General features: G+C 74.2%; 14 protein-coding genes. 6 read left to right on the top strand and 8 right to left on the bottom strand.

The features are described from left to right. Positions 1–32: 32 nt before the first annotated feature. Together recG and OG470_RS14215 are read right to left on the bottom strand one after the other, a co-directional pair. Positions 33–2,231 carry an ATP-dependent DNA helicase RecG gene (recG, locus tag OG470_RS14220; RefSeq protein ID WP_328424471.1) on the bottom strand — a complete coding sequence of 733 codons (2,199 nt, stop codon included), beginning with the start codon at positions 2,229–2,231 and terminating at the stop codon, positions 33–35. Continuing rightward, a complete protein-coding gene (locus OG470_RS14215; RefSeq protein WP_328426345.1) occupies positions 2,228–3,841 on the bottom strand; it encodes a DAK2 domain-containing protein in 1,614 nt (537 codons plus the stop codon). The genes recG and OG470_RS14215 overlap by 4 nt, the downstream gene beginning before the upstream one ends. Positions 3,842–4,131: 290 nt before the next feature. On the opposite strand from OG470_RS14215, the gene rpmB reads away from it, so the two are divergent. Next, positions 4,132–4,323: a 50S ribosomal protein L28 gene (gene rpmB / locus OG470_RS14210; RefSeq protein ID WP_007456456.1), complete on the top strand. Its 192-nt coding sequence runs from the start codon at positions 4,132–4,134 to the stop codon at positions 4,321–4,323. Positions 4,324–4,501: 178 nt separating this feature from the next. Then, positions 4,502–5,758 carry an ATP-grasp domain-containing protein gene (locus OG470_RS14205; protein WP_328424469.1) on the top strand — a complete coding sequence of 419 codons (1,257 nt, stop codon included), beginning with the start codon at positions 4,502–4,504 and terminating at the stop codon, positions 5,756–5,758. 24 nt (positions 5,759–5,782) lie between these two features. On the opposite strand, the gene OG470_RS14200 is transcribed toward OG470_RS14205, so the two are convergent. Next, positions 5,783–6,244 (bottom strand): GNAT family N-acetyltransferase, encoded by a 462-nt coding sequence (locus OG470_RS14200; RefSeq protein WP_328424467.1) that lies wholly within the window; start codon positions 6,242–6,244, stop codon positions 5,783–5,785. A gap of 29 nt (positions 6,245–6,273) precedes the next feature. Next, positions 6,274–7,206, bottom strand: a complete 933-nt coding sequence (locus OG470_RS14195; protein ID WP_386989943.1) for a thiamine-phosphate kinase — start codon at positions 7,204–7,206, stop codon at positions 6,274–6,276. A gap of 153 nt (positions 7,207–7,359) precedes the next feature. Here OG470_RS14195 and OG470_RS14190 point away from each other — a divergent pair, with 153 nt between their 5' ends. Continuing rightward, positions 7,360–7,593: an Lrp/AsnC ligand binding domain-containing protein gene (locus OG470_RS14190; RefSeq protein WP_013284547.1), complete on the top strand. Its 234-nt coding sequence runs from the start codon at positions 7,360–7,362 to the stop codon at positions 7,591–7,593. Then, complete coding sequence (locus OG470_RS14185) at positions 7,594–8,295, top strand: DUF3515 family protein (RefSeq protein ID WP_442931122.1); 702 nt, start codon at positions 7,594–7,596, stop codon at positions 8,293–8,295. A gap of 63 nt (positions 8,296–8,358) precedes the next feature. On the opposite strand, the gene OG470_RS14180 is transcribed toward OG470_RS14185, so the two are convergent. Beyond that, complete coding sequence (locus OG470_RS14180; RefSeq protein ID WP_328424463.1) at positions 8,359–9,459, bottom strand: D-alanine--D-alanine ligase family protein; 1,101 nt, start codon at positions 9,457–9,459, stop codon at positions 8,359–8,361. 193 nt (positions 9,460–9,652) lie between these two features. Next, a complete protein-coding gene (locus OG470_RS14175; RefSeq protein WP_328424461.1) occupies positions 9,653–9,871 on the bottom strand; it encodes a hypothetical protein in 219 nt (72 codons plus the stop codon). Positions 9,872–10,126: 255 nt separating this feature from the next. Here OG470_RS14175 and OG470_RS14170 point away from each other — a divergent pair, with 255 nt between their 5' ends. Together OG470_RS14170 and OG470_RS14165 are read left to right on the top strand one after the other, a co-directional pair. Beyond that, positions 10,127–10,972 (top strand): helix-turn-helix domain-containing protein, encoded by an 846-nt coding sequence (locus OG470_RS14170; protein WP_328424459.1) that lies wholly within the window; start codon positions 10,127–10,129, stop codon positions 10,970–10,972. Between the two features lie 5 nt (positions 10,973–10,977). After that, on the top strand, positions 10,978–11,178 hold the full coding sequence (locus OG470_RS14165; protein WP_328424457.1) for a DUF397 domain-containing protein: 201 nt from the start codon (positions 10,978–10,980) through the stop codon (positions 11,176–11,178). Positions 11,179–11,203: 25 nt separating this feature from the next. Here the strand turns inward: OG470_RS14165 and OG470_RS14160 are convergent, their stop codons facing one another. Both OG470_RS14160 and OG470_RS14155 read right to left on the bottom strand, forming a co-directional pair. Continuing rightward, positions 11,204–12,253 carry an ROK family protein gene (locus OG470_RS14160; protein ID WP_328424456.1) on the bottom strand — a complete coding sequence of 350 codons (1,050 nt, stop codon included), beginning with the start codon at positions 12,251–12,253 and terminating at the stop codon, positions 11,204–11,206. A gap of 85 nt (positions 12,254–12,338) precedes the next feature. Continuing rightward, on the bottom strand, positions 12,339–13,127 hold the full coding sequence (locus OG470_RS14155; protein ID WP_328424455.1) for a putative protein N(5)-glutamine methyltransferase: 789 nt from the start codon (positions 13,125–13,127) through the stop codon (positions 12,339–12,341). Positions 13,128–13,175 lie beyond the last annotated feature (48 nt).

The raw sequence follows: 13,175 nt of genomic DNA, 5'->3' as shown, positions 1-13,175 counted from the left end.
GCGTACCACGCGCCTCGTGGCGGGTCGAAACGTCAGCCCTTTTCCAGGTACTCCGCGCGGTCCTCGTCGACGAGGGCGGTGACCGACGCGGCCAGCGCCGGATGCCGGGTCAGCTCCGGGTCCTCCTCGACCAGGGCGATCGCCTCGGCGCGGGCGTCGCGGATCAGGTCGGCGTCGCGCAGCAGCGACAGCAGCCGCAGGTGTGAGCGGCGCCCGGACTGGGTGGCGCCCAGCACGTCGCCCTCGCGGCGCTGCTCCAGATCCAGCTCGGCGAGCTTGAAGCCGTCGCTGGTGGACGCGACCGCGTCCAGCCGCTCCCGGGCCGACGACCCCTCGGCCGCCTCGCTGACCAGCAGGCAGAGCCCGGCGGCGGCGCCCCGGCCGACCCGGCCGCGCAGCTGGTGCAGCTGCGAGACACCGAACCGGTCGGCGTCCAGCACGATCATCACGGTCGCGTTCGGGACGTCCACACCGACCTCGACCACCGTGGTCGCCACCAGCACGTCCAGGTCACCGGCGGCGAAGGAGCGCATCACCGCGTCCTTCTCGTCGGCCGGCAGGCGGCCGTGCAGCACCCCGATCCGCAGCCCGTGCAGCGGCCCCTCGGCCAGCAGCGGTGCCACCTCGGTCACCGCCAACGGCGGCCGGCGCCCGTTGTCGTCCACCGGCGGCGGCTCCTCCTCCGACGCCGGTCCCTCACCGATTCGCGGGCACACCACGTACGCCTGGTGCCCGGCGGCCACCTCCTCGCGCAGCCGGCGCCAGGCCCGGTCCAAAAAGGCCGGTCGCTCGGCGGCCGGCACCACGTGCGAGGCGATCGGCGAGCGGCCCCGAGGCAGCTGGGAGAGGGTGGAGACCTCCAGGTCGCCGTAGACGGTCATCGCCACCGTGCGCGGGATCGGGGTGGCCGTCATCACCAGCACGTGCGGCGGCTGGTCGGCCTTGGACCGCAGCGCATCACGCTGCTCCACGCCGAAACGGTGCTGCTCGTCGACCACCACCAGGCCGAGGTCGGCGAAGTCCACCCCCTCGTAGAGCAGCGCGTGGGTGCCGAGCACGATGCCGGCGGCGCCGCTGGCCACCTCGCCGAGCGCCCGGCGGCGGGCGGCCGCGCCCAGCGAGCCGGTGACCAGCTCCACCCGGGTGGCGTTGTCGGCGGAATCCAGCTCGCCGGCCCGGCCGAGCGGCCCGAGCAGGTCGCGCATGCCGCGGTGGTGCTGACCGGCCAGCACCTCGGTGGGCGCCAGCAGCGCCGCCTGCCCGCCCGCGTCGACCACCTGGAGCATCGCCCGCAGCGCCACCACCGTCTTGCCCGAACCCACCTCGCCCTGCAACAACCGGTGCATCGGGTGCGGGGCGGCCAGGTCCGCGGCGATCTCCACGCCGACCTCGCGCTGACCGGCGGTCAGCTCGTACGGCAGCCGGGCGTCGAAGGCGTCCAGCAGCCCACTGGCGCGCGCCGGACGGGGCCGGGCCGGCCAGTCAGCGGCCCGGTGCTTGCGCTGCACCAGGGTCACCTGGACGGCGAACGCCTCGTCCCACTTGAGCCGCCGCCGCGCCCGGTAGAGCTCCTCCTTGCTGGTCGGTCGGTGGATCTCCCGCAGCGCGGTGCCCAGCCCGACCAGATTGCGGCTGGCCAGCACGGTGGCCGGCAGCGGATCCTCCGGCGGGGTGAAGGTGTCCAGCACGACCCGCACGCAGCGGGCGATCACCCAGGTCGGCACCGCCGCCGCGGCCGGGTAGACGGGGATCAGCGCGCCGGCGAACTCCTCGATCTCGTCGCTGAGCGCTGCCTCGCCTTCGCCGCCCTCGCCGAGCAGGACGTACTCCGGACCGTTGAGCTGACGCTTGCCCCGGAACTCGGTGACCTTGCCGGCGAACAGCCCCCACCGGCCCGGACGCAGCTCCCGCTCGCGCCACGCCTGGTTGCCGAAGAAGGTCAGCGTCAGCAACCCGCCCGAGCCGTCGCCGACGGTCACCTCCAGCAGGTTGCCCCGGCGCTGGCGCATCGGGCGCACCGCGGTGCGCTGCACCTGGGCCATCACGGTGACCTGCTCACCGACGTCCAGCGAGCGGATGTCGGTGTGCTCGCCGCGCTCGTCGTAGCGGCGCGGGAAGTGGTAGACCAGGTCACCCGCGGTGTGCAGGTCGAGGTGGGCGGCCAACGCCTTGGCCGTCTTGTCCCCGACCAGCTTCTTCAACGGAGTGTCCACCGTGGCCGGCTCGCTCATTCGACTCCCACCAGGAGCGGATAATACGGCTGGCCGCCGGGGTACGCCTGCACCTCGACGAACGGCCAGCGCCGCGCGACGTGCGCACGGACGGCATCGGTGAGCCCGGCCGGCGCGTCCACCCCGGCCAGCAGGGTGACCAGTTCCCCGCCGCCGCCGAGCATCCGGTCGACGACGGCCGCGCAGGTGTCGGTCAGGTCGGTGCCGATCAGGTGCACCTCCCCCTCGACCAGCGCCAGCACGTCGCCAGGGCGGCACGGGCCGGCCACGGTCAGCGCCTCCCGGCTGGCGTGGCAGACCTCGGCGTAGCGGCAGGCGCCGGCCGCCTCGGCCATCGCGATCACGTCGTCCTCGAAGCGGCGGGCGCCGTCGCGGACCGCGAGGGCGGCCAGCGCCTGGACCGGCGAACGGGTCGGCACCACGCTCACCTTGATGCCGTACCGGTGTGCCTCGCGGGCCGCCGCGCTCGCCACGGCCTCGGTGTTCGGGTCGTTGGGCAGCACCACCACCCGGGCCGCGCCGGTGCTGCGCACCGCGTCCAACAGCTCGCCGGTGGACGGGTTGCCCGGCACGACGGTGGCGCCCTCCGCGGCGAACAGCCCGGCGATCCCGACGCCGGTGGCCACCACCACGGCGGCTCGGCCGTCCGTCGCCGGGCCGAGGGACGGCTCCGACTGGTCGGCGAAGCGGGTCACCGAGATCCGGTACGGGCGACCGGCGGCGACGCCCGCCTCGACCGCCGCGCCCACGTCGTTGACGTGCACGTGCACGTTCCAGGTGCCTTCCGGCTCATGCCCGTCGCCGACGACGACCAGCGAATCCCCCAGTGCGTTCAGCGCCTGGCGCATCCCAGCCACCGCCTCGGCGTCGGCGTCGAGGAGGAACTGCACCTCGTAGGCGTACTCGTCGGAGCCTGTCTCCCGGGCAACGGTGGCCGCCGGCCGGGCGGAGCGCGGCGCCGGCGCGAGCCGGGCGGCGACCTCCCCGGTGAGCACCTCGACCAGGGCGTCGAGCAGCACGCAGAGCCCTCGGCCGCCTGCGTCGACCACGCCGGCGCGGGCCAGGGCCGGCAGCTGCTCCGGGGTCCGGGCCAGCGCCTCGGCCGCCGCCCGCGCCGCGGCCCGGGCCACCGCCGGCAGGTCGTCGCTGTCCGTGCGCTCGGCCGCGAGAGCGGCCGCGCCGACCACGGTGAGCAGGGTGCCCTCCACCGGCCGGGCGACCGCCGTGTACGCGGCGGCGGTGGCGGACCGCAGCGCGGTGGCCAACTCCCGGCCGCGCACCGCCGGCACGGCGACGACCGCGTCGGCGAAGCCGCGCAGGATCTGCGACAGGATCACCCCAGAGTTGCCGCGTGCGCCGAGCAGCGCGCCCTGGGCCATCAGCCGCAACGCGTGCCCGTGCGCGGTCGGCCCGCTGTTTGGGAGGGTGTCCAGGTCCATCGCCAGAGCCTGCTGGGCCGAGGTGAGGGTGAGCACCAGGTTGGTGCCGGTGTCGCCGTCGGGCACCGGATAGACGTTCAGCTGGTCGATCTCACCCTGGTGGCGCTTCAGCGCGGCCAGCCCGCTCGCGCACCAGCGACGGACCGCGGCGGCGTCGAGGGTGTCCAGCACGGCCAGAAGCCTACTGGCGCACGCCGACACCCGTCGGACTCGTCCGGCGTGTCCGGTCGCCTCCGGCCCGGCGGTGATCCTGGCGCCGGTGGTCGGGGCTTCCGGTACCGTTGCCGCCGGACCGGCCCACCAGACGGCGGAAGTGCCCAGCACCACCTGCGGGCTGGGGCGCGGGCGGTCGCCCGACCGGGCCGGTTCGCCGGGTCGGCGGGTCATCGGGTAACCTGACCAGGTTGCCCGGGCAGCACCTGCCGGCGACCTCATGAACGTTTCAATCCCAGGAGTATCCCGTGGCTAGCGTGTGCGACGTCTGTGGCAAGGGACCGGGCTTCGGCCACAACGTGTCCCACTCGCACCGGCGGACCAACCGCCGCTGGAACCCGAACATCCAGTCGGTGCGTACCCCGGCCGGTGGCGGCAACACCAAGAAGTTGCAGGTCTGCACCTCGTGCATCAAGGCCGGCAAGGTCACCCGCGCCTGACGCGGTAGCACCCACCTTCTCGTACTGCTCAGCCGGCGGACCCCTGTGGTCCGCCGGCTCTGTCGTGTCCGCGCTGGGTCGCTGACGAGTACGCGACGCGGCTGCCGACCCGGGCCGCCGTCCGGTTAGGGTCGCGCTGCGCCGGCCGTCCGGTCCGGCGCGGGCGGAGGGGTGACGGGTGCAGCTGGACCTGGGCCGGGACGAGATGGTCATGGTGGGCACCGCGTTGGACCTGCTGCACGGGCTCGGCGAACTGCTGCCCACCGGCAGCGTGGTGGTGGTCGAGGAACCCGACCTGATCCGCCGCCGCGACCTCGACCGGCACTGCGCCGCGCTGCCGTTCGTCTCCCGGGTGGTGGCCGCGGAGTACCAGACCGACCTGGACCCGGCGGCGCTGCTCGCCCGGGAACCGGGGCTGACCGCCGCGCGGCTGGTGGTGCCCGGCCAGGAGTACGGGGTGCTCGCCGCGGCTCGGCTGGCCGACGCGCTCGGCCTGCCCGGTGCCGGCGTCAAGGCCGCCGAGATCTTCACCGACAAGCACCGGATGCGGTTGCTCGCCGCGGCAGCCGGCCTGACCAACCCGGCGTTCGCGCTGGTCGGCACCGCCGCCGAGGCGACCGCGTTCGCCCACCGACAGGGTGGGCGGTGCGTGTTGAAGCCGACCCGCCGCGCCGGCAGCCTCGGCGTGCAGATCGTCCCCGATCCGGCCCTGGTCGCCGCCGCGTGGGCCGCCAGCGCCGACCCGGAGACCTCCCCCGACACCACCGGCCGTGGCCTGCCGACCGCGGTCCTCGCCGAGCAGGTGCTGATCGGCACCGAACACAGCGTGGAACTGCTGGTGGCCGACGGCGAGGTGCGCTTCGGCAACGTCACGGACAAGCGGGTGCTGGCCGGTGGGCGTCCGGTCGAGACCGGACACACCGTGCCGTCCGCGCTGCCCGAGGATGCCCGGCGGGAGTTGCTCGACGTGGCGGCCCGGCTGGCCGGCGCCGCCGGCTTCCGCACCGGCGTGCTGCACAGCGAGTGGATCCGTACCGCCGACGGCCCGGCGTTGGTGGAGTGCGCCGCCCGGCTGCCCGGTGACCTGATCACCGCGCTGATCTCGGTCGCCTACGAGTGCGGGTTCGTGGCGGCGTACCTGCGGACTCTGCGCGGGGAACGCCCGAACCTGCCGGCACGGCCGTCCGGCGCGGCGGCGGTGGAGTTTCTGCTCGCCCCGCCGGGCACCGTCACCGCCGTGGACGGGGTACGCGCAGCCCGCCGGGTGCCCGGCGTGCTGGACGTCGGCGTGGGCGTGGCGGTGGGCGACCAGGTGGCCGAGGTCACCTCGTCGGTGCAGCGCAGCGGCCAGGTGCTGGCCTGGGGCACCGACCCGGCGGAGGCGACCGGCGCGGCCACCCGGGCAGCCGGCGGGATCCGGATCACCACCGGCTGAGCACCGCCGCCCGCACCCGTCGGGTCAGAGGGTGCGGCCGAAGGAGACGCAGCCCTCCGCGTCCTTGTAGAAGCCGAAGTTCGGGATCTGGTCGTAGCCGGCGGAGGTGTACATGGCGATCGCCTCGGGCTGCTTGTCCCCGCACTCCAGGACCATCCGCTTGCGGCCCTGCTCGCGGGCCGAGCGCTCGACGGCGGCCAGCACCGTCCGGGCCACACCCCGCCCACGGGCCACCGGGGCGGTGTACATCCGCTTCAGCTCCGCGGTGTCCGCGCCGTGGCTGCGCCAGCCGCCGCAGCCGACCGGCTCGCCGGCCAGAAAGGCGATGAGGAAGGCGCCGTCCGGCGGCTCGAACTCAGTCGCGTCCACCGGGGTGTCGTCGCCGGTGCCGCCGTAGCGGGCACCGAGGTCGGCCAGCGCGGCACTGATCAACTGCTGCGCCACCGGCGCGTCGAACCGCACCACCCGGATCTCGATCTCACTCACGGTATCCAGCGTACGACGGGCCTGGAGCCTCACCGGAAGTGGTCCCAACCGCGCGGGCCGTCGTAGGCCGCCCCATCGACGGTGACCCCGGCACCGGCCGTGACCAGGCCGATCGGCCGCCACTCCGGCGGCAACGCGACCGCCGGGGGGAAGGTCGCGGCCAACGCGTGGTCCTCGCCACCGGCCAGGATCCAGGTGTATGGGTCGACGCCGAGCGCCTGCGCGGCGTCGGCCATCTGCCGGGGTACCTCGAACGCGTCCCGGCGCACGTCGATCGCCACCCCGCTGGCCGCCGCCACGTGCCCGACGTCGGCGAGCAACCCGTCTGACACGTCGATCATGGAGGTGGCGCCGAGCCGGGCGGCCTGCGGCCCGGCCGAGTACGGCACCTCCGGCCGCCGGTACGCCTCGACCAGCAGCCGGGGGGTGCGGAAGCCGCGGGTGAGCACGGTCAGTCCGGCCGCCGCGTACCCCATGCGGCCGGCCAGGGCCAGCACGTCGCCGGGGCGGGCGCCGGAGCGCACGACCGGCGGGCGGCCACCGAGGTCACCCAACGCGGTGACCGCGATGGTCAGGGTGGGGCTGGACGACATGTCCCCGCCGACCACGCTCGCGCCGACCGTGGCCGCCTCGGCGCCCAGCCCGTCGGCCAACTCCTCGGCCCAGCTGGTCTCCAGGTCCGCGGGCATGCAGAGGGCGACCAACAGGGCGGTCGGGGTGGCGCCCATCGCCGCGATGTCGGCCAGGTTGGCCGCCGCCGCTCGATGCCCGACGTCCCGCGCCGAGCACCAGTCCCGCCGGAAGTGCCGCCCGTCGACCAGCACGTCGGTGGAGGCCGCCACCCGGCCATCCGGGGCGGCCACCACCGCCGCGTCGTCCCCTGGGCCGAGCAGGGTCATCGGCCCGGACGGCAGCCGGGCGGTGATCCGCCCGATCAACCCGAACTCGCCGATCCCGGCCACGCTGGCGCCACTGCCGGCGTTCCGCCCGTTCTGCCCGGCTCCGCCGCGCTCGCTCACTGCTTCTCCTTGACCACCGATAGGGATCAGACCTGGTCCGTAAGGTAGTTTCACCCTTCGGGCCGCCCCGGGGCGGCGACGGACGGAGGTCGAGTCGTGGTACAGGCGTACATCCTCATCCAGACCGAGGTCGGCCGGGCACGTGACGTGGCCGGTCTCATCGCGGACCTTGCCGGCGTGGTGCGCGTCGACGCCGTCACCGGGCCGTACGACGTGGTCGTCCTCACCGAGGCGAACACCGTCGACGAGCTCGGCAAACTCATCGTCAGCAAGGTGCAGATGGTGCCTGGCATCACCCGCACCCTCACGTGTTCGGTGGTGCGGCTGTAAGTGGACGAGATCAGGCCCTCCTCTTCCGCAGCTCTCGACGGCGACGGGTCCGACGCGACGCGTGACGTGGCCGACGGGACCGGGCCGGCTGACGGTATCCGCGAGCCGGCCGAACCGGCCACGGACGCGCCGGCCGGCCGGGACCGGACCATTCGCGGCGCCGCCCTGCTGGCCACGTTGATCGCGCTGCCGGTCACGCTGCTGGTGGCCGTGCTGGCCTTCGCCAAGCTCTCCCCGGCCGATCCGGCTGCCGCGCCCAGCCCCTCCGCGACCACCGCCCGGGTGCAGTCCACCGCCCCGGTCGAGATGGCCGCCCCGGCGTTGGCCGCCCGCCCGGCCACGGTCTGCCGCGCCCTGCTCTCCCAGCTACCGCAGAGCATCCGCGACCTGACCCAGCGCCCGGTCACCGCCGGCCCGGAGCAGAACGCCGCGTACGGCGACCCGGCGCTCACCGTCGCCTGCGGCGGCACCGAGCCGGCCTTCCCGGCCACCGACGAGGTCTGGCGGGTGAACTCGGTCTGCTGGCACTCGGTCGTGCAGGGCGACGCGACCGTGCTCACCACGGTCGACCGGGAGACGCCGGTGACGGTGCGCGTTCCACTCTCGTACGAGCAGCCGTTGCAGTGGGTGTCACCGCTCTCCGACGCGGTCGTGGCATCGGTGCCCTCCGGGGGCGCCATCCCCGCCGGCTGCCGGGCCTGATCCGACCGGCGTCCGGCCCCCGAGCGGAAACACGGGCCGGCCCCGTCGTCGAGTGGTGGCTGCTCAGTGCAGGCCGACGCCGCGTCGCTGGGCGGTACGGATCAGGCGGTTGACCAGCTTCGGGTACTCCAGGCCGGAGGCCGCCCACATCCGCGGGAACATCGACGTCGGGGTGAACCCGGGCATCGTGTTGATCTCGTTGAGGTAGATGTCCAGCTCGGGGGTGACGAAGAAGTCGGCGCGGGCCAGGCCGGCGCAGTCCAGCGCCGTGAACGCGCGGACGGCGTACTCCTGCACCTGGCGGGTCACCTTCTCCGGCAGCCCGGCCGGAATGTCGTACTCGCAGGAGTCGTCGAGGTACTTCGCCTCGAAGTCGTAGAAGTCGTGGTCGGCGACGACCCGCACCTCGGCCAGCACGGACGCCTCGGGCGCGCCGCCGGCCTCGCCCTCCAGCACGCCGCACTCGATCTCGCGGCCGACGATCGCGGCCTCGATGATGACCTTCGGGTCGAACTGCCGGGCGGTGGCGACGGCCGCGTCCAGCTGCGCCCAGTCGGTGACCCGGGTGATGCCGAACGACGAGCCGGCCCGGGACGGCTTGACGAAGATCGGCAGGCCGAGCCGATCCTTGTCCTGCTCGCTGAGCGTCATGCCGTTGCGCAGCACCGCATACGGGCCGACCGGGATGCCCTCGACCGCGCAGAGCTTCTTGGTGAACTCCTTGTCCATCGCTGCGGCGGAGGCGAACACGTTCGCCCCGACGTAGGGGATGCCGGCCATCTCCAGCATTCCCTGGATGGTGCCGTCCTCGCCGTACGTGCCGTGCAGCACCGGGAAGACCACGTCCACGTCGGCCAGCGCCCGGGGGCCCTCGGTCGGGTCGAGCACCATCAGCCCGTTGCCGGTCGGGTCGGCACGCAGCACGATGTCCTCGCCGGAATCGGCGGTGATCTCCGGCAGTTGGCGGGCGTTGATCGCGAGCTGGGCGGGATCACCGCTGGTCAACACCCACTGGCCAGCCCGGGTGATGCCCACCGGCACCACCTCGTACTCGTCCGGGTCGAGCGCGCCGAACACGCTGCCCGCGCTGACGCAGGAGATGCCGTGCTCCGGGCTGCGGCCGCCGAAGACGATCGCCACGCGGGTCCTGCCTGGGGTGGTCACTCCGGTCACCTCTTCGTACGCGACTGCGGCTGGTCGTGCTCGCCGGTGGCGCTCACCCGGTTGACCTTACTGTGCGTGGCGGTGGGGCGAGGCGATACCCGGCGAGCCACGGTACGACACGGCATTCGGTCAACAGAGGATATACGGTGCGTGACGGGATGTTCGACGGAGCGCGGGGCGCTGGTCGGGGTGGTCAGTCGCGGGAGTGTCGGCGGCCGACCGCGATCACCTTGACCCGCTGCCGGCCGGCCCGGACCATGCCCAGGGCCATGAACGCCCCGGCGATCCGGTCGGCGGCTTCCCGATTGCTGGCGCCGACGACCTGCCGGCGCCGCTCGGGGGCGGTCCGCTCGTTGCGGTCGATGCCCTCGACGGGACGCACGTCGGTGAGCACGACCAGGAAGCGGGTCATCGCCGGGGCTCCTGACCGGTACGCACGTCGTCTCCTTCCGGCGGGCCGGGATGGCGGCGGCACGCGGCGATCGAGTACGGGGGAGAAACCCGATCGCCGCGTGCCCCATCCCCTCCGGTCGCTCACCACCACCGTCGCCACGACAACCGGCAGTGAGGACGCGATGACAGATTGACACGTGTACAGCAATGAATGCAACTCTCATCGACGTTCTCTCATGCAGACGTTCCCGCAGATGTGTGCGACCATCGATGCATGGCTCCGAAGACCGCCCGTGCCCGCCGGCTCGGCATCGCCCTGCGCCACCACCGGGAAGCCGCCGGGCTCACGCTGGAGACCGCCGCGGACGAGATCAACAGCACCCGCAGCACCCTGTCCCGGTACGAGAACGCGCAGACGCTGATCAGCCCGGCCACCGTGCGCGCCCTGCTCACCTCGTACGGGGTGGGCGCCGACGAGGTGGCCGCGGCGGTGCAGCTCGCCAAGGACGCCCGCAAGCCGGGCTGGTGGGTGTCGTACTCCTACCTGCTGGACCCACGCACCATCGACTTCATCGCCCTGGAGGCCGAGGCCACCGCGATCGCCAACTTCGAGCCCTCGGTCGTGCCCGGCCTGCTGCAGACGGCGGACTACATCCGAGGCGTGATGCGCGGCGGGCCGCACACCCTCGGCGACGACCTGGTGGAGCAGCGGGTCAAGGTCCGCCTCGACCGGCAACAGCGGCTCACCAGTGACGAGCCGCCCATCCTCGACGCGATCATCGACGAGGGCGCGCTGCTGCGCCCGGTCGGCGACCGGTCGGTGATGGACGGGCAACTACGCCACCTGGTCAAGATGGCCGAGCTGCCGAACATCACCGTCCAGGTGATCCCGCTCTCCGCCGGCTACCACCGGGGCACCCGCGGCTCGCTGCACATCCTGGAATTCGCCGATCCGGAGGACCCGATCATCGCCTCGGTGGAGACCGTCGCCGGCCAGATGATCCTCGACCGAGCCGGCGAGACACGCACCTGCACCAAGATCATGGAGCACCTGCGGAGCGTGGCGCTCAGCCCGGCCGACAGCCGCGACCAGCTCCTGACACTCCTGAAGGGACGGTAGGACCGATGACACCGACGATCACAGCGGCGCTGGCCGCGGCGGCATGGCGCAAGAGCAGCCGCAGCGGCGACGAGGGCGCCTGCGTGGAGGTGGCCGCGATCCCGCGGCTGGTGGCCGTCCGCGACTCCAAGGACCCGGCCGGCCCGGCCCTGCTGTTCCCGCCGGCCGCCTGGGCCGCCTTCGCCCAGGCACCGCCCCGCCCCTGACCGGGCGAGGTGGGCCGGGCCGGGCTCAGGCCACCAGCGGCCTGGGCTCCGGCACGGCACGTAGCGCCTCCAGCGCGGCGATCGCCACCCCGCGGGCACCGGCCATGTCCCGCTCCGGCACCAGGGCGAAGGTGGCCACCGCCGCCTGCTCCTCCCGGAGCACGGTGTGCTCGCGGACCGTCGCCAGGAACCAGTCGCGGAACTCCGGCGCCGCCTCCACCACCCCGCCGCCGACGAAGTACGCGTGCGGGTCGGTGAAGTTGGCCGCCACGGTGAACAACCGGGCCAGCGCCATCGCCTGCTGGGCGAAGAGGTCCCGGGCCAGCGCGTCCCCCCGCTCGCCGTAGCCCCGGACCAGCTTCGCCGCCCGGGCCACCGGCTCCGCCGTGAGCGGGTGGTCGGGATACCGGGTCAGCCAGTACGGCAGCAGATTGCGCTCGATGCCGGTCAGCGAGGCGACGCTCTCGACGTCCCCGACGAAGCCGCAGGCGCACGTGGGCTCCGGCTGCCCCGGGCCGAGCAGCCCGGTCAGCGGGATGTGCACGTGACCCAGCTCCCCGGCCATCCCGGCCGCGCCGGCGATCACCCGGCCGCTCTCGACCACCCCGCCGCCGAGGCCGGTGCCGACGATCGCGGAGACCGACGACCGGTTCATCGCCTCGGCGCCGAAGTACACATGGTGGGCGTAGAGCGCGGCCGCGTTGCCGTCGTTGTGGTAGACCACCGGCAGGCCGAGCCGCCGCTCCAACGCGCCGCGCACGTCGAAGCCGCGCCAGGCCGGCTGGGAGAAGTTGGTGGAACCCCGCGAGGAGATGACGCCGGTGGCGCTGGCCGGGCCGGGGGTGTCCAGCCCGACCGCCCGGACCAGCTCGCGCGGCACACCGGTCTGCGCCAGGGCCCCGTCCAGCGCCCGGGCCAGCGCCTCGATCGCCGCGTCCGGCCCGTCCCGCACCTCGCTCGGGATCTCCAACAGCCCGTCCACCAGGAAGCGGCCGTCGACCGTCAGCACCGTGGCGTTGTTGCTGGTGCCGCCGTTGTCCAGCCCGACGACCACCGGCACCCCTGCGCTGCCCACCGAAACCGCCTCCCGCCGTCGTGAGTGTGAGCCGAGGCTAGTGCGTGGGCCCCTCCCCCGCCACGCCCGCCTACCCCAACCGGGCTCAGCCGGGGCTGCGGGCGGTCACCGCGGTGGCGTCCAGGTCCTCGTCGTGCCGTACGGCCGGCACCAGCCCGGCCGCGCGGAGCGCCGCGCAGAGCGCATCCGCCTGCCCGGCGCTGACCTCCACCGCCAGGTGTCCACCGGGTGCCAGCCACCGGACCGCGCCAGCGGCCACCCGGCGCAGGACGGCCAACCCGTCCGGCCCACCGTCGAGCGCCACCGGGGCCTCGTGCAGCCGCGCCTCGGCGGGCATCAGCGCCACCTCGGCCGTCGGCACGTACGGGGCGTTGGCGACCACCAGATCCAGCCGACCCCGCCAGTGCGACGGCAGCGGTGCGAACAGGTCACCCTCGAACACCTCGGCGGCCAGCCCGGCGAGGTTGCGGCGGGCGCACGCCACGGCCGCCGGGTCGATGTCGGCGGCGGCCAGCCAGCGGGGCGCGAGCCGGTGCGCCAGCGCCACCGTGGTGGCCCCGGAGCCGCAGCAGAGGTCGACCACGGCCGGCGCCGGGCCGGTCACCGCGGCCGCCGCCTCGACCAGCAGGGCGGTCCGGCCGCGCGGCACGAAGACGCCTGCGGCGACGGCGATCCGCCGGCCGCAGAACTCCGCCCAGCCGAGCAGGTGCTCCAGCGGTTCGCCGGCCACCCGGCGGTCGGTCAGGGCGGCCAACTTCGCCGGGGTGTCGGCGGCGGCCAGTAGCAGGTCGGCCTCGTCCTCGGCGTAGACACAGCCGGCGGTGCGCAGCCGGTGCACGAGGGCGGGTCGGTCGGTGGAAAACGGTGGTGCCATGGGAAACCTCCGGGAAACGCTCGCCGGCGCTCCCGCGGCCGCTATCGC

This window comes from Micromonospora sp. NBC_00389 (assembly GCF_036059255.1).
Taxonomy (GTDB): domain Bacteria; phylum Actinomycetota; class Actinomycetes; order Mycobacteriales; family Micromonosporaceae; genus Micromonospora.
The sequence above is the reverse complement of the archived record's forward strand: the minus strand, read 5'-3'. Positions and strand labels throughout refer to the sequence as shown.